This is a genomic window from uncultured Clostridium sp., from assembly GCF_934754915.1.
In the GTDB taxonomy this organism is placed as follows: domain Bacteria; phylum Bacillota; class Clostridia; order Clostridiales; family Clostridiaceae; genus Clostridium.
This window is the reverse complement of record NZ_CAKVKB010000062.1, coordinates 1-19,961: the sequence shown is the minus strand read 5'-3', so window position 1 is coordinate 19,961 and position 19,961 is coordinate 1. Positions and strand designations below refer to the sequence as shown.

Below are 19,961 nucleotides of genomic sequence, written 5' to 3'. Positions count from 1 at the left end.
TCCTGAGCCAGGATCAAACTCTCAATAAAAAGTTTAATCTTAGCTTACTCAAATAAAGAATTGCTGGTTTACTTAAAATTTATATCATATTCTGTTCAATTTTCAAAGATCTTACCGGCCTCTCTCGACCGCTTTCTTATCATATCATCATTAGCCTTTGTTGTCAACATTTATTTTAAAATATTTTTTCAACTTTTCAGCTAATTTTGTTTTGTTATTAGGTGTTTCCCCCTGACAACGAATATTATGATATCATGTTTTTTATAATTAATTAAGCTAATATATTTTATTAGCGTAATTTATATGTATATATCTCTATATATCTTTAATATACTTATTATTTCATTAATAGATACGCCAGGAAATGTTATCTTTATTACTCCCTCTTCAATTTTCATTTTTTACATTATTATTCCAAATAATTTTACTTTTACTTTAATTTTCTTAGCATTGTTATTTTCTTATATTCAATTTAAGGCTCTTAAATTCTAACTTTTAATGTATAAAAAGCTTTTTTCTATTTAGTATTTAAACTTTTTATACGAAATTTATATATATACATTGTATAAATAATAAAATCAGATTATATTTTCAATATTATGAATTATAATCTTTGAATCAAATTACAAGGAGACTCAATCAATGAAAAAAAAATTAATTTGTATACTTTTATCTATAAACATATTAACTTTAGCAGGATGTGGAAAATCTGAAAATTCAAATTCTGACTCTTCTAATTCAAATTCTTCTTCCTCTATAACTGCTACAAGTACAACATATAATAATGATGATAATTCCATATCATCATCTAAATCTGATTTCAGAATTAATGGTGAATCATCTTACTTCTGTCCTTTTATTTTTAATGGCACAGATTTAATCTTCAGCAATCCAGATGAAAATAACAGAATATCAATTATTCCTGATCCTTTACCTGAAAATATACTAGAAAGCGAGTCTGTGAAAGATTTCATTGACTATTCTTCTGATAATATAGGAATAATCGGTGAATACTTATATTTTGCTAACAGTTCCGAAAATAATAATCTCTATTCATGTAAAATCTCAACTAAAGAAGTTAAAAAATTAAATAATCATTCTATAAATCAAATGATTATAGCAGACAAATTAATTTATTATATAAACAAAGCAGATGAAAACCGCCTATATGTATTTGATTCTTCAACTTCTCAATCATCTCTTGTCACAAGTGATTCTGTTGGGCAATATATAGTTAATGGAGATTATATTATTTATCAAAATTTAAGTGATAATTCAAAATTATATTCTATAAAATCAGATAACACCGAAAAACAAAAATTAACTGATTATACTGCTAATAGTTTTATAACTTACCAAAACCAAATATTATTCTTTAATTCTTCAGATAATAATAATTTATATTCAATAAATCCTGAGACATTAGAATCTAAGAGATTAAAAATAATGAATGGCTTTCAACTTCAAACAATTAATGATTCCATTTATTTTATAAATAATGATGATATGAATAATCTTTATTCACTTTCTATAGATAATAATTCTGAAGTTACCACATCTCTTGAATTATCATTTGGAATAAACAGTTACTATTTAACACCTTCTGGTATATTTTATAATCCAGGTGTTAATGTAAATAATATTTACTATAGTAAATTTAACAATAAATAAATTTAACAATAAATAAAGAAGATATTATAGATTGATTTTTGACATCTATAATATCTTCTTTTTATATCTTTATTTTTTATAATGAATTAACAATCTTTTTAAATGTATTTCCTCTAACCATAAAATTTGCAAACATATCAAAAGCGGCACATGCAGGAGACAATGTTACAACATCACCTGCTTCAGCCATTGATTTACATATAGAAACAGCTTCTTCTAATGTAGATGCTCTCTTTATATCAACTTTTACTCCCTTTTCATCTTCAAGCTTTTTAAATACATCTGCAATTTTATCACTAGTAGCTCCTACAAGCACCAATTCTTTTATATAAGGATATCCTTCATAAGCTAATGGTTCAAATGGTATATGTTTATCATACCCTCCTGCAATCAGTATAACCTTCTTATCAAAAGCTCTTAATCCAGCCAATGTTCTTGTAGGACTTGATGCTATTGAATCATTATAATATTTAACTCCATCAATTTCTCGTATGAATTCACATCTATGTTCTACTCCTGTAAATGTCATAGCAACTTTTTTCATTGTTTCAATAGAAACTTCATCTTTAGTTGCTATAAAAGCAGCAAGATAATTTTCAACGTTGTGCATACCTTTTATTACTATATCTTCTTTCTTGCATACTTCTTTACCTTCTAAATATAGAACACCATCTTCATAGTATGCTCCATTTTCTATCTTTCTTTTAGAACTAAATTCTCTTATAATGCCTTTTGCTTCTTTTTCAAAATTATAAGTTATCTCATTTTCCCTATTAACAACTAATATATCATCTGAATTCTGATATAAGAATATGTTTTTCTTTGAATCTATATATTCCTGCATATCTTTATGCATATCTAAATGATTTGGTGCTAAATTTGTACATACTGCAACATCTATAGGTTGAGTCATAGTCATAAGTTGAAAACTAGATAACTCCAAAACAACTTTATCTTCATCTTTTATATTTTCTATCTCAGCAAATAATGGAGTTCCTATATTTCCTCCAACCCAAGTTTTATATCCTTGTTCTTTTAATAATTTAGAAATTATTGTAGTTGTTGTTGTTTTTCCATCACTTCCTGTAACAGCATAGATTTTCCCTTTTGTATATCTTACAAACTCCTCCATCTCAGAAGTAACATATGCTCCTTCATTTTTTACTCTAACTAAAGCGTCACTGTCAATTCTCATTGATGGGCTCTTGAACACCACTTCATATCCTGTTAATTTATCCAGATAACCTTCACCTAATTCAAGCTTTACTCCTTTTCTTTTAAAATCTACAGCGACATCTCCAAGTTGTTCCTTTGTCTTTTTATCAAAACCAGTTACATTTGCTCCTAACTTTAAAAGGAAATTTATCAATGGAATATTACTTACGCCTATACCTACAACTGCAACTTTCTTACCATATATATACTGCTTAAATTCATTAAAGTCTTTTTTCATAATTATCCTCCACCTGAAATTATTTATATAATCCACTACTTCAATTATATCATTACAAATATTCATCTTGTATAATACACATATTTTCCTTAATGTAGTAACACTTTAATTAAATGTTAAATACTGTTATACTTAATATTGTACATTGAAATCAATCATCGTATATTTAATAACTACTAAACCATATTATAACATATACATTATTTTAATACATAAGAAGGTGAACAAAATTAAAACCAGATTAAATTTTATTGATATTTTAAAAGGTATTGCTATTGTTTTAGTTGTACTTGGGCATATTTTATATAACCAAAATAATCTGATTAGAATTTGGTTATATTCTTTTCATATACCATTATTTTTTATAATATCCGGATACCTTTTAAACTTCAAAAAAGATAAAATTTCATTTAAAGAAACAATATTAAAAAATTTAAAAGCTTAATAATTCCATACTTTTCTTTTGCACTTATTAATTTCTTTTTCTTGTTACTTTTTTCATATATGCAGAATTCATTATCATTACATTATTGTTTTGAACTGAAATTTAATAATGTAATTATATATACCTTTAATAGTGTATTAGGTTCACTATCTATTATATTTTTAAGTAAAAAGATAAATAAAAATAAAGCTCTATCTCATTTAGGTAAAAATTCATTAATTATTATGGGAACGCATATAATTTTGATTACTATCTATTCAAATTATCTACATAAATTAGTTTATAGATATAGCATAAATATATATAAAAATTACTATGAACTCTTGACATTTGCTTTTATTATAATACTAGAATTACCTATAATATTTATATTAAATAACTACTTTCCTATTATTTTAGGTCGACATATAACATCTCATCAAAAAAAATTACTTATTGATTCTTAACATCAATAAGTAATTTTTTAATTAAAATTCTAAGCTTTTTTGAATATATGATTCAAGTTCACTTATTTTGATTCTTTCCTGTTCCATAGTATCTCTGTTTCTTATAGTAACAGCACCGTCTTCTAATGTTTCAAAATCTATTGTTATACAGTATGGAGTTCCAATTTCATCTTGTCTTCTATATCTTTTTCCAATACTTCCTGTTTCATCAAAATCCAAATTGAATTTTTTGCTTAAATCTGCATATACTTCTAATGCTTTGTCTGAAAGTTTCTTTGAAAGTGGTAATATAGCTGCTTTAAATGGAGCTAAAGCAGGATGTAAATGTAACACAGTTCTTGAGTCTCCACCTTCTAATTCTTCTTCATCATAAGCTTCAATTAAAAATGCCAACGCAACTCTATCTGCACCTAATGATGGCTCTATAACATATGGTATATATTTCTCATTAGTTGTTTGATCTAAATAACTTAAATCCTGTCCTGAATGTTCTTGATGTTTATTTAAGTCATAGTCAGTTCTATCTGCTATTCCCCATAATTCACCCCATCCAAATGGGAATAAATATTCAATATCAGATGTTGCATTTGAGTAGAATGATAATTCTTCTTCTCCGTGATTTCTCATTCTTAAATTTTCTGGTTTTACATTTAAGTTAAGTAAGAAATTCCAACAATAATCTTTCCAATATTTATGCCATTCTAAATCTGTTCCTGGTTTACAGAAGAATTCTAATTCCATTTGTTCAAATTCTCTTGTTCTGAAAGTAAAATTACCTGGTGTTATTTCATTTCTAAATGATTTACCTATTTGAGCTATACCAAATGGTATTTTCTTTCTTGAAGTTCTTTGAACAGCTTTAAAGTTTACAAATATACCTTGCGCTGTTTCAGGTCTTAAATATATTTCTGATTTAGCATCTTCAGTAACACCCTGAAATGTCTTAAACATAAGGTTGAATTTTCTTATTTCTGTATAATTCATCTTTCCACATTTAGGACATACTATATTATTTTTTTCAATATAATCCTTTAATTGTTCATTTGTCCATCCATCAGCACTTGCCACTTCTGCTCCATTAGCTGTCATATGATCTTCTACAAGTTTATCTGCTCTGAATCTAGCTTTACATTCTTTACAATCCATTAATGGATCCGAGAAACCACCTACATGTCCTGATGCAACCCATACTTCACGGTTCATTAATATTGCCGAATCCAATCCTACATTATAAGGACTTTCCTGAACGAATTTCTTCCACCATGCCTTCTTTACATTATTCTTAAATTCAACACCTAATGGACCATAATCCCATGAGTTTGCAAGTCCTCCATATATATCTGACCCTGGAAATACAAAACCTCTATTTTTACAAAGAGCTACGATTTTATCCATTGTTTTTTCTACTGCCATGATTTATCCCTCCAAAATATATTTTTATAAAATAAAAAGACTCTAATCACAAAGGGACGAAATTATTATTCCGCGGTTCCACCCTTCTTGACTTAAAGTCCATCTTTCTCAATCACACTCAAAAGTTCCATTCATTTAAAATCAATAATAATTCCCACCACACATTATCTCTCTAGAAATGATTTTTAAATTACTCTTCTTTATCAACATGCATATTTAATTTATACATCTAATTTTAACAAATTGTTTTTATATGTCAATATGAAGAATCTTTACTTGGATAAAATTCACAAATTAAATCCTATATAAATCTCATTACATTTCCATATAAAATAAAAAAAGATAAAAAAAATGGCTCCGCGAAGAGGACTCGAACCTCCAACCTATCGGTTAACAGCCGAGTGCTCCACCATTGAGCTATCGCGGAACGTCATTACTTAATCTATTATAACAGGTTTTCTATTTTTTGCAACACATTTTTATATTTTTTAATCATCAATTTTTATTTTTATTTTTTTATTAATAATATGCTCTATTACAATTACATTCAAACTCTCATTGAAATACAAGACTTGAAATTCAAAAAGGATAATTATAATGTAATATATCAAATTTAAAATTACAAACTAAATATTTTCACATTATTTGAGAAACTTTAAAAATTCTATTAACTGTTCAATTCTTTTCAATAGCTTTTTATCATAAAATAAAAATATCGCATATTCAATGCGACACTTCTTATAATTAACTATCATGAAAAAAGATAAAAAAATGGCTCCGCGAAGAGGACTCGAACCTCCAACCTATCGGTTAACAGCCGAGTGCTCCACCATTGAGCTATCGCGGAACGTCATTACTTAATTTATTATAACAGGTTCTTATGTTTATGCAATACTTTTGTTTATTATTCCATAATTTCTTTCCTTATTTAATTTAATTATATAGGTATTATTGCGTATATCCAATTTACACTTTAATATATTAAGGAAAATTATTTCATAATATTACTAATACAAACTTGAATTCATTTTATCATTCATCTAAATTCATTAAAAATAAATATAAATCAATATTATAAAGTAAAAAAGACACTTTTTTAAATTCTTTTTCAAAAAAGTGTCTTTAACTTCAATGCTTATTTAATAAAATCTTTTATTTTAATATTAACCTAATACAATCTACTTTTGAGGCTTCATTGTAGGGAATAATATAACGTCTCTTATAGATGCTGAATCAGTTAAGAACATTATAAGTCTATCTATTCCTATACCTAAACCTCCTGTTGGTGGCATACCTGTTTCTAATGCACTCATAAATTGTTCATCAAGCATATAAGCTTCATCATCACCTAATTCTCTTTCTTTAGCTTGTTGTTCAAATCTTTGTCTTTGAACTATAGGATCATTTAATTCTGAATATGCATTACCTAATTCTCTACCAAATACAAATGCTTCAAATCTTTCAGTGAATGCAGCATTTCCTCTCTTTTTCTTAGTAAGAGGTGAATTTTCCACTGGATAATCTATAACAAATGTTGGTTGAATCATGTTAGCTTCACCAAATTCTTCATATAAAGCATTAAGAACTTCACCTTTAGTTACTGTATTTAATGGTTTAGGAAATTCTAAGTTCTTTTCTTTTGCTATAGCTTGTGCTTCTTCATCGGATTTAATTGAAGCAAAATCTATACCTGCATATTCCTTTACTACATCAACCATAGTAACTCTTCTCCAAGGTGGCATAAAGTCAATTTCTGTTCCTTGATATGTAACCTTAGTAGTTCCATTTACTTTTTCACAAACATAAGCAACCATGTTTTCTGTTATTTCCATCATGTCATTATAATCTGAGTATGCTTCATATAATTCAATTGCTGTAAATTCTGGATTATGTCTAACTGACATTCCTTCATTTCTAAAGTTTCTTCCAATTTCATAAACTTTTTCAAATCCAGCAACTATCAATCTCTTTAAATATAACTCTGGAGCAATTCTTAAATACATATCCATATCTAAAGTGTTATGATGAGTTATAAATGGTTTTGCTGCAGCTCCACCAGCAATTGGAGAAAGAATTGGAGTTTCTACTTCTAAGAATCCCTTATTATCTAAAAATTCTCTCATAGCTGATATAATTCTACTTCTCTTAACAAATGTGTCTTTAACTTCTGGATTTGTAATTATATCAACTTCTCTTTGTCTATATCTTAAATCAGGATCTTTTAAACCATGGAACTTTTCTGGTAATGGTTTTAACGATTTACAAATTAACTCAAAAGTATTTACATTTACAGTAACTTCTTCTGTTCTTGTTTTAAACACTTCTCCTGTAGCAACTACCCAGTCACCTATATCAAATGTTTTATACTGTTTTAAATTTTCTTCTCCAACTTTATCAATCTTTAAAAATAACTGTATTTTTCCATCTCTATCATGGATATCTGAGAATACAACTTTTCCCTGGCCTCTTTTAGACATTATTCTACCGGCAACAGTTACTTCTTTACCTTCTAATTCATCATAATTTTCTTTAACCTGTGCTGATGTGTGTGTTCTGTCTACCTTATAAACGTCAAATGGATCTTTTCCTGCATTTTGTAACTCTGCTAGTTTCTCTCTTCTTAGATTTTCCTGTTCACTGTATTGAGATTCTAACTCTTGCATACTCATTTCTTCTGTTGACATTATTGTACCTCCAATTAACTTCTACTTATTTCTAATATTTCAAACTTATTAATACCATCTGGAATCTGTACTTCTACTATATCGCCTTTCTTTTTGCCTATTAAAGCTCTTCCTACTGGTGATTCGTTTGATATTTTATAATTCATAGGATCTGCTTCTGCTGAACCTACAATTGAATATTCAACTTCTTCATCAAATTCATAATCTTTAACCTTAACTTTTGAACCAACTGAAACAACATCATTTGATATTTCTGATTCATCAACTACAACAGCATTCTTTAACATATTTTCTAATGTTACAATTCTTCCTTCTGTGAATGCCTGATCATTTTTAGCTTCATCATATTCTGAGTTTTCACTTAAATCTCCATAACCTAAAGCTACTTTTATTTTTTCAGTTATTTCTTTTCTTTTAACAGTTTTTAAATATTCTAATTCATTTTCTAATTTCTTAACACCTTCATAAGTCATTACATATTGTTTCTTGTTTTCGCTCATATGCGGTACTCCCCTTTAAAACCTAATAATATTTATTTTAATATCTGCTCACAAATGATCAGTATTCATTTATCAGCTTATTTGTTAAACAACTCACATAAACTCTGTTTTATAAACAGAGTTATTTTTAATAAATATTTCTCTCAGCCCAATACTCTAAACAGTTCTTCAGCCTCGAAATCATTTAACTAATTATAAATCAGCCCATATGATATGTCAATAAATGCACTTTGCCATGTTAACAGCTTAAGTGAATTCACAATAACTTCTGTATATATTCTTATTTAGTATAGCATCTATATTAAAATATATACTATCTATATTCATATAAAGATTTACTAATACCTCTAATATAAAAATTTATACCTTATACTTGATTACTATACTCTCTTAAAATTTGCATAACTTGGCTGCTGTCATTCAAAATATTTATTTCATTTCTGATTTCTGTACATTTAGGCAATCCTTTTATATACCAAGAAGCATGTTTTCTCATTTCTCGTATAGCTTTGTATTCTCCATCATATTTTATAGCTAATTCATAGTGTCTTAGACACATATCAACACGTTCCTTATTTGTGACTTCTTTAGGTTCTCTGCCTTCGAGTACATCTCTTATTTGTTTAAAGAGCCATGGATTACCTTGACTTCCTCTTGCAATCATAATTCCATCACAATTTGTAGTTTCTTTCATTCTCAATGCATCATCAGCAGAAAATACATCTCCATTTCCTATAACAGGTATAGATACACTTTCCTTAACCTTTCTTATTATATCCCAGTCAGCCTTTCCTTGATACATCTGTTTTCTTGTTCTTCCATGAATTGCAATTGCATCAGCACCAGATTGTTCCATTCCCTTAGCAAATTCTACTGCATTTATATTTTCATCATCAAACCCTTTTCTAAACTTTACAGTCACAGGTTTTAATGAAACCTTTTTTATTTTTTCTACTATTTTATATGCTAATTCTGGTTCTTTCATAAGTGCCGAACCTTCTCCATTTTTAACTATCTTAGGAGCAGGGCATCCCATATTTATATCTATTATACATATATCATCTCGATGATTAAAATATTCTTGAACCATCTGAGCCATTATTTCAGGTTCCCTTCCAAATATCTGAACTGCAACAGGTTTTTCTTCATCAGCAATTCTCAATAAAGATTGAGTGTTTTCACTTCCATAATATAATGCTTTTGCACTTACCATTTCAGTATAAACAAGCCCACAGCCCATTTCTTTACATAATCCTCTAAATGATATATCTGTAACACCTGCCATAGGTGCTAAAAACACATTATTTTCAAAGGTTAAATTACCTATATTCATTATATATTTTACTCCTTATTTTTATAATATAATATCTTTAACCCCTCTAATGTTAATCCAGAATCTACCTTATCAATAACATCAGTTTCTTTTGCTATAAGATTAGCTAAACCTCCTGTTGCTACAACTAAGGGTTCTTCATTAGTATTAAGTTTCTTCATTTCTTCTTTCATTTTCTTAACTATATATTCAACTTGCCCAATATAACCAAATAAAATACCCGCCTGCATACTTGTAACAGTATTTTTACATATTATATTTTTTGGCACTTCTAATTCTACTCTTGGCAGCTTTGCAGCTCTTTCAAATAGAGCATCAGAAGATATTCTTATTCCTGGACATATACATCCACCAAGATAATCACCATTTCCTTTAACTGCACAGAATGTAGTTGCTGTTCCAAAGTCTATTATTATAACAGGTCTTTTATATATTTCATAAGCAGCAACAGCATTTACTATTCTGTCTGCTCCTACTTCTCTTGGATTATCATATTTTATGTTAATTCCTGTTTTTATTCCTGGTCCAACTATTATCGGCTCATGACAAAAACATTTTCTAAGCATATTTTCTAGAGAATGCATTATATTAGGTACAACAGATGAAACTATAACTCCTTCAATTTCTTTAGGATCGATACTATTAAAATGAAATAACTGCATAACCTGAATAGCATATTCATCAGAAGTTTTACTTCCTTCACTTGAAATACGCCAGCTTGCAATATAGTCTTTTCCGTCATGTACACCTAACACAATGTTGGTATTACCTGCATCTACAAGTAGGATCATTAAAAGCACCACCTTAATATAATTAAATTAAAAGCAGCTCCGAGAGCTGCTTTTATTCTAGAAATTTCTTAAAAATAACAATTTAATTTTAACAATTTCTGCTTATTTGTCAATAGCTTCACATATATTTTAGAATAATCCTATTATTTCTCCACTTTTAAGAACATCCATCTTATTAGCTGCTGGTACTTTTGGTAATCCAGGCATTGTCATTATATTACCAGTCTGTACTACTACAAATCCAGCTCCATTTGAAACCCTAACTTCTTTTACTGTAATTTCAAATCCTTCTGGTCTTCCAAGAAGACTTGCATTATCTGATAAAGAATATTGTGTTTTTGCCATACATATAGGAAGTTTATCTAAATTAAATTTTTCTAATTCCGCAATTTGTTTCTTAGCTTCTGGAGTATAATTTACCTTAGATGCTCCATACATTTCTTTTGCTATAGTTAAAACTTTTTCTTCTATTGTTTCTTTTTCATCATAGATTGGAGTGAAATCTGAAGTATTATTTTCTAAAATATCTATTATGATATTTCCAAGTTCTACTCCTCCTTCTCCTCCTTTTGCCCATACATCTGATAGAGCAACCTTAACTCCTGCTTTATTACAGAAGTCTTTTATGTACGCAACTTCTTCATCACTGTCTGAAACAAATTTATTTATTGCAACTACAGGTATTACATTAAATTTCTTTATATTTTCTATCTGCTTTTCCAAATTTGATATTCCTTTTGCTAGAGCTTCAACATTTGGTGTATTCAAATCAGCTTTAGCAACCCCACCATGATGTTTTAATGCTCTTATTGTTGCAACTATAACTGCACAGTCAGGTTTTAAATTACCATATCTGCATTTTATATCAAAGAATTTTTCAGCACCTAAATCAGCACCGAATCCAGCTTCAGTAATAGCAATATCTCCAAGTTTTAATGCAAGTTTAGTAGCCATTATAGAGTTACATCCATGAGCTATATTTGCAAATGGACCTCCATGAATTAATGCTGGTGTATTTTCTAAAGTCTGAACTAAATTAGGTTTTATTGCATCTTTCATCAATAATGCCATTGCACCTTGAACTTCTAATTGTTTTGCATATACAGGTTCTCCATCTAAATTATATGCAACTAATATATTTCCCATTCTTTCTTTCAAATCTTCTAAATCACTTGCTAAACATAATATAGCCATTATTTCTGAAGCAACAGTAATTGTAAATCCATCTTCTCTTACAAATCCATTAGCTTTTCCACCCATTCCAATAACTATATGTCTTAATGATCTATCATTCATATCCATTACTCTTTTGAATAATATTCTTCTTGAATCTATTCTTAAAGCATTTCCTTGATGAATATGATTGTCTATAGCTGCACTTAGTAAATTATTTGCTGAAGTTATAGCATGCATATCTCCAGTGAAATGAAGATTAATATCTTCCATAGGAACAACCTGAGCATATCCACCACCTGCTGCTCCTCCTTTAATTCCAAAAACAGGACCTAGAGAAGGTTCTCTTAATGCTATTACTGTATTTTTGCCCATTTTGTTTAAAGCTTGACCAAGACCTACTGTAACAGTTGATTTTCCTTCCCCTGCTGGTGTTGGATTTATAGCTGTAACTAAAACAAGTTTACCATCTTTTTTATCTTTAACTTTATCATATACATCTAAAGATATTTTACATTTATACTTTCCATAGTACTCAATATCATCTTCACAAAGCCCCATTTTTTCTGCAATGTTTTTAATTGGTTCCATTTTTGCTTCTTGCGCTATTTGAATATCACTTTTCATTGTATTTACTCCCCCTGATATCATATATACATTGTATTCTAATTATATCATCTCACTGAATATTTTAAAAGCAATTTTCGAATGTTATCATTTTAAAGCAACAAAACATTCGTGATATTTATAATTCAAAAAATTAAAAATGCCTGTTTAGATTTCTAAACAGGCATTTTCTTAATTATTTACAAATATTTCTTCAAATTCATCTGCATCTAATTTTTCTTTTTCTATTAACGCTTGAGCTACAGCATGTAATTTGCTTGTATTTTCTCTTAGCAATTTATGCGCTTGATCATAAGCTTCATCAATAAATCTCTTAATTTCTTTATCAATTTTAGCTCCAATTTCTTCACTAAAATCTCTGCTTTTTCCTAAATCTCTTCCAAGAAATACTTCATCATGTCCTGATCCATATGATATTGTACCAATTTCATCACTCATACCATATTCCATTACCATACTTTTAGCTATATTACTAGCTCTATCAATATCGTTTTTAGCACCAGTACTGATGTCTCCCATGATTAATTTTTCAGCAACTCTTCCTCCTAAAAGTCCTACCATTTCATCTTTTAATTTTGCTTTAGAAGTATATGAAGTATCTTCTTTAGGAAGATGCATTGTGTATCCACCAGCTCTTCCTCTTGGAATTATGCTTATTTCATGAACTGGATCACAATTTGGAAGTAATCTCATAATAATTGCATGCCCTGCTTCATGATATGCAGTAAGCTTTTTATCATGTTCAGTTATAACTTTACTCTTTTTTTCAGGACCTGCAATAACTCTTGTAATTGCTTCTTCCATTTCTTCCATTGAGATTACTTTTTTATTTGTACGAACTGCAAGTAATGCCGCTTCATTAGCCAAGTTCTCCAAATCTGCTCCACAAAATCCTGGAGTTCTTCTTGCAAGCACTTTTAAATCCACATCTGGTCCAAGAGGCTTATTTCTTGTGTGAACTTTAAGAATTTCTTCTCTCCCTTTAACATCAGGTGCCCCAACAACTATCTGTCTATCAAATCTTCCTGGTCTTAGTAATGCAGGATCAAGTATGTCTGGTCTATTAGTTGCTGCAATCATTATAATACCTTCATTAACTCCAAAACCATCCATCTCAACCAAAAGCTGATTTAATGTCTGCTCTCTTTCGTCATGACCACCACCAAGACCAGCACCTCTTTGTCTACCTACAGCATCAATTTCATCTATAAATATTAAACAAGGTGAATTTTTCTTAGCTTCTTCAAACATACTTCTTACCCTAGAAGCACCAACACCAACAAACATTTCAACAAAATCAGAACCTGAAATGCTGAAAAATGGTACTCCAGCTTCTCCTGCTATAGCTTTTGCTAATAATGTTTTACCTGTTCCTGGAGGTCCCACTAATAAAACCCCCTTAGGTATTCTTGCACCCATCTGAATGTATTTAGATGGCATCTTTAAAAATTCTACTATTTCTTGTAATTCTGCCTTTTCTTCATCGGCTCCTGCAACATCACTAAATCTGACTGTTTGACTATCTGGTGCCATCATTTTGGCTTTACTTTTACCAAAATTCATAACTCCTCGACCGCCACCGCCACCTTGTGCTTGCTGAGTCATTACAAACATGAATATCAATATAACTCCTCCAAATAATACACAAGGCAATACAATCGGCATCCATGTTGAATTATTAGATGGCGCTTCAAAAGCCACCTTAACATTTTCATTTGGTTTTTCTTCTATCAAAGAATTTATTAATTGACCTGGAACATATGTAGTGAAGGTCTTGCCATCATTAGTTTTACCTTCAACTGTCATTTCATCCTCTTTAATGACTATGCTCTGTATTTCATTCGACTCCCATTTTTGAATAAATGAACTATAAGCAATATCACTAGAATTTTTTCTAGTCTGCCACATAGTAAGTGCTGCTAAAACAATCATAACTGTACAAACAATCCAGACAGCTGCACTTGAATATTTCTTCATTTAGGGCCCCCCTCTCTAAATTTACTGCAAATTAAACAATATATTATTTTTCATATATTTCTGGCTTTAATATACCTATATAAGGTAAATTTCTATATTTCTCAGCATAATCAATTCCATAACCAACTATAAAAGCATCAGGAACTTCAAATCCTATGTATTTTACTGGAAGTTCAACTTTTCTTCTTGCTGGCTTATTTAATAATGCTACTATTTCTATGCTGGCTGCTTTTCTAGCTTTAAGGTATTTAAGAAGATAGCTCAAAGTAGTTCCTGTATCAACAATATCTTCAACTATTAGTATATGCTTTCCTTCAACACTGCTGTCTAAATCTTTTAAGATTCTAACCACTCCTGAAGTTTCTGTTGAATTTCCATAACTTGATACTGCCATGAAATCCAATTCACAATAAACATCAATATTTTTTATAAGCTCTGCTGTAAATACAACTGATCCTTTTAAAATTCCTACAACTACCAATTCTTTTCCAGCATAATCCTTACTTATTTGTTCTGCAAGTTCTTTAACTTTTTTGCTTAAAACTTCTTCTGAAAATAGTACCTCTTGTAAATCTTCCCTCATATTACTTTTCCTTTCCTTTAACAATTACTTTCAATATATTTTTTGTTTCATTAGTAATCTTAAACTGTTCAGAAATTCTGATTCCAACTATCCATGCTATTTCTTTATCAAAACATAAAAGTGCTGTACTGTTTCTTTTTTCTTTAGGTATTTTCATATCTATAAATATATCCTTTAATTTCTTATAGCCATTCATACCTAAAGGTATTATTTTATCACCATTTCTTCTAAATCTTATTGAAACACAATTATTAATTTTATCAAAATCAAAATACTTTACATTTTTATCTTGTTTTAAATTTATATTGGAATCTCTACTTATTAATGAAAAATCAAAAACTTCATTCCCAAAAACAGTCTTTTTACCTATTATATCATTTTTATTAATTGTTATCTCCTGATTTAAATTATTATTAATGTTCCCTTTCTCTTTTATGTATATGTCTCCATATATATTTTCAGCATAAATTTTGTTAGGTAAATCTACAATTTTACCCGAACTATTTTTAGCTAGATTATAAATTTCATATATATGTTTCATTTCAAAATCATAATGAGTTTTTGAAAACTTAGTAACAGCATTTCTAATAACCCTAGTTATTATAGCTTCATCTATATTGAACATTTCCTTCTTTATTATAAAATAATCAGACTGTTCTATACAATATTTTTCATAAAAACTCCTCGCTGACTGTTCTATAAATTGATTATCTTTTTGTAATAATACAGACATTCTATTTAATGTCTGTATTATATCTTCATTAAAATTTTCCTTAATATAAGGAAGTATATCCAATCGGATTTTATTTCTATTATAAATTTTTTCAAAATTAGTTTTATCAATTCTTGGATTGAAATTATTTTTTTTAATATATTCTTCAATCTCTTTTCTTGTTAAACATAATATTGGCCTTATAATATTCCCCCTGTTCACCTTAATTCCACATAAACCTTCTATGCCAGTTCCTCTCATTAATCTGAAAAGAATAGTTTCAGCCTGATCATTAGCATTGTGTGCAGTTGCTATTTTACTATATCCATATTTTTTGGTAATCTCATCAAAAAAATCATATCTTGCTTCTCTTCCTGCCATTTCTGATGATATCTTTTTTTCTTTTGAATATTTATTTATATCAACTTGTTTTATAAAACAAGGAATTCCTAAACTCTCACATAATTCTTTAACATATTTTTCATCTTCAAAAGCATCCTCATTTCTTAATAAATGATTTAAATGAGCTGCTCCAATTTCTATATCGAGTTCCTTTTTTAAATTATATAATATATTTAAAAGGCATACAGAATCTGGTCCACCAGATAAAGCAACCAAAATTTTATCTCCAGATTTAATTAAATTATTATCCTTTATATAAGACATTACTTTTTTATACAATAATAAACACTTCCTATTTACATATCACTGTATAATATATTTTACGTATATAATATTAAAAAGTAAACATTATTGTTAAATTTACCATTACCAGTTGTAAACTAAGCTTAGTTTTATTTATATAAATTCTAATTAACTTGCCAAATAAACTTTTGATACAACTACAGTCATATCATCTTTAATTTTCCCTCCACTCATTTTTTTTGCTTTACTTAATATTTTCTCTGATAAGTCTTTAGGATCTGAATTATCAATTGTAAGATAATTTTCAAGCCATGTTTTTTCTTCAGAATTTGCTTTATCTATATCTAAAACCCCATCACTGACACTAATTATAATATCTCCAGCTTGAAGTTGTTCCTTTATAACATCAACCTCTACTTCATCCACTAACCCAAATGGCAAGTTTTTAGAAGTAATCATTTTTATTTCATTTCCTCGTTTAATAAAAGTTGGTGCTGCACCAATTTTAATAAAAGAAGCTCTGCCATTATATAAATCTACTCTATTAAAATCTAAAGTAGCATATTTTTCATCTTCAGCAAACCTCATTCCCATTATAGAATTAACTGTATTAACTGTTATATTCTCATCAAACCCTGATTCTATAAATTTCTCAACAAGATTTACTGTAGCTCTGCTCTCATTCCCTGCCTCTGGCCCAAATCCCATTCCGTCACTTAAAATTGTTATATAGCTTCCATCTTTCGTATTTCCAAAAGAATAACTATCTCCAATCTGACTTTCTCCATCTCTAGGTATCATAGCATTATATGATACCATATAAAATTTAAACTCCTCCTGAATACTAACAATATATTCTTCTTTCTCACTATTAATGCTACATTCTTCTTCACATATACATAATTTCTTTCTTGTAATATTTTTTAATAACGGCATTACTTTCTTGTTTAAATAATCATCTCCTTTATAATCATCCATGCTAATTTTTATTTTTATTTTACCATTTATATCTGTATAACAAAAAACATCATTATAATCTATACTTTTTTTATTCAATGCTAGACGCACCATTTTTTCCAAATCACTATTTACTATAACTTGTTTTTTAAAATCATTAAGTAAAGTATTTAATGTACTTGATACATTATCGATATGATAAGATAAAAGCCTCCTTCCTTCTGCAAGTCTTTCCTTAATAATTCCATTTACTGTATTATTGTCAACTATACTCTCAACATTTCTTAAAAGAGTGAAACTCTGTATGCACCTCTTTTCTAAATCTGCAGGCATACATATTCTGTCTTCTTCATAACTCTGTATGAGTGATTGAAAAGAATTATATGTCTGTTGAAATTCTCTCTCCCAACAAGCAGGTCTGTTTTCACAATTTGAGCAGCATCTATCAGCTAAATTCTCAACCAAAGCACTTCCTTTTCCCTTTATCATGAGCTTCTCATTTTCTGTTGTTGCTGCCAAACAACTTGAAACTGTATTTAAAACATTTGTCAATTCTCTTAGCTTAAAAGTAAACTCCTCTCTTATACAATTTAATTTCCCTTCATCGATAAATTCTCTTTTTCTATCTGGATTTATTTCAATTTCAATACTTTTAAATGCAGTTCTAGGAATACATAGAAATAACAAACAACTAGACAATACTTCTATTCCAAATTTCAAATTCAAAGTATCAGAATATAATCCTAATGCAAAATAAATAATAATTCCTGCAAGTATTGAAAATATTTTCCCTGTATCTTTGAAAATTCCTACTATAAGACCTCCTACACTGAAAAATCCTATATGCCACATCATATCTCCTGATGCAACACCAAGTATTATCCCCATAGAAACTCCAATCATAGCCCCATATGTTGCTCCACCAATATACGCAATACTTAAAACCAGTAATAATGCACATATATTTTTTAATGAATAATCCATAATTTTAACATTGCCAATTCCTGAAACAATCAAGCAGAATAAAATACTTATACTCACTAACTGTTCTGTTGAAAATAAATATTTATAATCAAACTCCTCAATAGAATCAACTGCGTATTTAATTACATAATATATAGGAATTATCATTGTTGTTTCTATAATGCATAATGTAACATTAACACCCAATTCATATTTTTTTACAACTAATCCATATATAAAAAACGTACACAAAATAAAAATAATTCCAAGAACTTCTCTCTTAATTCTTTTATTAATAGGTACTATTAAATAAACTACTGTCAATAATGTTATTGTCGCAAGATACATATTTCCATCATTTATTGAATCACTTATGGTTAAGTACCCTAACAAAACACTTAACCCTGCAACTACACTCTTCTGTTTATTATTTCTTATGGCTACAGCCATTAAATATGCAATTCCAAATGGAGCTATTCCTTTGCTATCAGATTGATTTAACAGCAGACTTACTCTTCCAAGTGAAACCCCCACTATAAAAATTAAAGATAAACTTACAACCGGCAATCGTATATCTAGTTTTTTGCCTGTCTTTTGAATCTTTTTTGTTTCTTCATATTTATTTACATTTAATTCATACTGCACGCTTTCTCGCCTCATTTCCAAATAATGTAATTCGATTATAGCACTGCATTTTTAAGATAAATGTCATAAGATGTACCCTTATTACAATTTTATTGGGACAACTTCATCTAAAATTCTCTAATATTTATTTTTATTTTTTCTATTTCAAACTTGAATAATTCCCCTTAAATTTGCTTAATAATTAGAACTATTCAAAAAGAAAATTATTTTTATATTAAGTTAAATTTGTCGCTAATCTTGATTTATTAGAATTTTATAAGAAAAATTTTTTCATACTCTTATAGAATATTTTAATAATAGAACTACACAATAATCCAAGAATCCATGTAAAGGCCTTATCATTCACTGTAAATAATTAATTAGAACATATATAGTAAAATCACATTACTTAATCCAAATTATAATATAAAAAAATTTACCTTCAAATAAATTATATTCATCTATAATAACTATAAATCACACAATATATACTATAAATTCAAATATGAATATATAATTTATCATGAACATATTATAAAAAAATATAACAAAAAAGACTTAAGTAAATTACTTAAGTCTTGGTGCCGAAGACCGGAATCGAACCGGTACGGTGTTTAACCACCGCAGGATTTTAAGTCCTGTGCGTCTGCCAGTTCCGCCACTTCGGCATGGCTATATTTAAATGGTTGCGGAGGCAGGACTTGAACCTACGACCTTCGGGTTATGAGCCCGACGAGCTACCAACTGCTCCACCCCGCGATAAACCATTTTTACATATATACTTGGTGCCGAAGACCGGAATCGAACCGGTACGGTGTTTAACCACCGCAGGATTTTAAGTCCTGTGCGTCTGCCAGTTCCGCCACTTCGGCATGGCTATATTTAAATGGTTGCGGAGGCAGGACTTGAACCTACGACCTTCGGGTTATGAGCCCGACGAGCTACCAACTGCTCCACCCCGCGA

The 19,961-nt window shown here is 29.0% G+C and carries 13 protein-coding genes and 6 tRNA genes; 2 read left to right on the top strand and 17 right to left on the bottom strand.

Annotation, left to right across the window (positions count from 1 at the left end):
* Positions 1-642: 642 nt before the first annotated feature.
* Positions 643-1,671 carry a DUF5050 domain-containing protein gene (locus Q0F58_RS10705; protein WP_294376176.1) on the top strand — a complete coding sequence of 343 codons (1,029 nt, stop codon included), beginning with the start codon at positions 643-645 and terminating at the stop codon, positions 1,669-1,671.
* A gap of 76 nt (positions 1,672-1,747) precedes the next feature.
* Here Q0F58_RS10705 and murD read toward each other — a convergent pair whose 3' ends face one another.
* A complete protein-coding gene (murD, locus tag Q0F58_RS10700) occupies positions 1,748-3,124 on the bottom strand; it encodes a UDP-N-acetylmuramoyl-L-alanine--D-glutamate ligase (RefSeq protein WP_294376174.1) in 1,377 nt (458 codons plus the stop codon).
* A 220-nt stretch (positions 3,125-3,344) separates the two neighbouring features.
* On the opposite strand from murD, the gene Q0F58_RS19635 reads away from it, so the two are divergent.
* On the top strand, positions 3,345-3,569 hold the full coding sequence (locus tag Q0F58_RS19635; protein WP_367118171.1) for an acyltransferase family protein: 225 nt from the start codon (positions 3,345-3,347) through the stop codon (positions 3,567-3,569).
* A 467-nt stretch (positions 3,570-4,036) separates the two neighbouring features.
* Here the strand turns inward: Q0F58_RS19635 and Q0F58_RS10695 are convergent, their stop codons facing one another.
* From Q0F58_RS10695 to Q0F58_RS10620, 16 genes are all read right to left on the bottom strand, one after another.
* Positions 4,037-5,428 (bottom strand): glycine--tRNA ligase, encoded by a 1,392-nt coding sequence (locus Q0F58_RS10695; RefSeq protein ID WP_294376171.1) that lies wholly within the window; start codon positions 5,426-5,428, stop codon positions 4,037-4,039.
* Positions 5,429-5,780: 352 nt separating this feature from the next.
* Positions 5,781-5,855, bottom strand: a tRNA-Asn gene (locus Q0F58_RS10690).
* 345 nt (positions 5,856-6,200) lie between these two features.
* Positions 6,201-6,275, bottom strand: a tRNA-Asn gene (locus Q0F58_RS10685).
* Between the two features lie 331 nt (positions 6,276-6,606).
* Entirely contained in the window at positions 6,607-8,112 is a 1,506-nt protein-coding gene (lysS, locus tag Q0F58_RS10680; protein WP_294376168.1) for a lysine--tRNA ligase, read from the bottom strand.
* 14 nt (positions 8,113-8,126) lie between these two features.
* Positions 8,127-8,612 carry a transcription elongation factor GreA gene (gene greA, locus Q0F58_RS10675; protein WP_294376165.1) on the bottom strand — a complete coding sequence of 162 codons (486 nt, stop codon included), beginning with the start codon at positions 8,610-8,612 and terminating at the stop codon, positions 8,127-8,129.
* A 367-nt stretch (positions 8,613-8,979) separates the two neighbouring features.
* The gene (gene dusB, locus Q0F58_RS10670) at positions 8,980-9,945 is read right to left on the bottom strand and encodes a tRNA dihydrouridine synthase DusB (RefSeq protein WP_294376162.1); all 966 of its coding nucleotides are present in this window, start codon (positions 9,943-9,945) and stop codon (positions 8,980-8,982) included.
* Positions 9,946-9,953: 8 nt separating this feature from the next.
* Entirely contained in the window at positions 9,954-10,736 is a 783-nt protein-coding gene (locus tag Q0F58_RS10665; protein ID WP_294376159.1) for a type III pantothenate kinase, read from the bottom strand.
* Positions 10,737-10,865: 129 nt separating this feature from the next.
* Entirely contained in the window at positions 10,866-12,536 is a 1,671-nt protein-coding gene (locus Q0F58_RS10660; RefSeq protein WP_294376157.1) for a formate--tetrahydrofolate ligase, read from the bottom strand.
* A 171-nt stretch (positions 12,537-12,707) separates the two neighbouring features.
* Entirely contained in the window at positions 12,708-14,513 is a 1,806-nt protein-coding gene (gene ftsH / locus Q0F58_RS10655) for an ATP-dependent zinc metalloprotease FtsH (protein WP_294376154.1), read from the bottom strand.
* Between the two features lie 43 nt (positions 14,514-14,556).
* A complete protein-coding gene (gene hpt / locus Q0F58_RS10650; RefSeq protein ID WP_294376152.1) occupies positions 14,557-15,096 on the bottom strand; it encodes a hypoxanthine phosphoribosyltransferase in 540 nt (179 codons plus the stop codon).
* A gap of 1 nt (position 15,097) precedes the next feature.
* Complete coding sequence (gene tilS, locus Q0F58_RS10645) at positions 15,098-16,489, bottom strand: tRNA lysidine(34) synthetase TilS (RefSeq protein WP_294376149.1); 1,392 nt, start codon at positions 16,487-16,489, stop codon at positions 15,098-15,100.
* A 132-nt stretch (positions 16,490-16,621) separates the two neighbouring features.
* Positions 16,622-19,018 (bottom strand): stage II sporulation protein E, encoded by a 2,397-nt coding sequence (gene spoIIE, locus Q0F58_RS10640; protein ID WP_294376145.1) that lies wholly within the window; start codon positions 19,016-19,018, stop codon positions 16,622-16,624.
* Between the two features lie 558 nt (positions 19,019-19,576).
* Positions 19,577-19,665 (bottom strand) — tRNA-Leu (locus Q0F58_RS10635).
* A gap of 15 nt (positions 19,666-19,680) precedes the next feature.
* Positions 19,681-19,756, bottom strand: a tRNA-Met gene (locus tag Q0F58_RS10630).
* Between the two features lie 24 nt (positions 19,757-19,780).
* Positions 19,781-19,869, bottom strand: a tRNA-Leu gene (locus tag Q0F58_RS10625).
* A 15-nt stretch (positions 19,870-19,884) separates the two neighbouring features.
* Positions 19,885-19,960 (bottom strand) — tRNA-Met (locus tag Q0F58_RS10620).
* Position 19,961 lies beyond the last annotated feature (1 nt).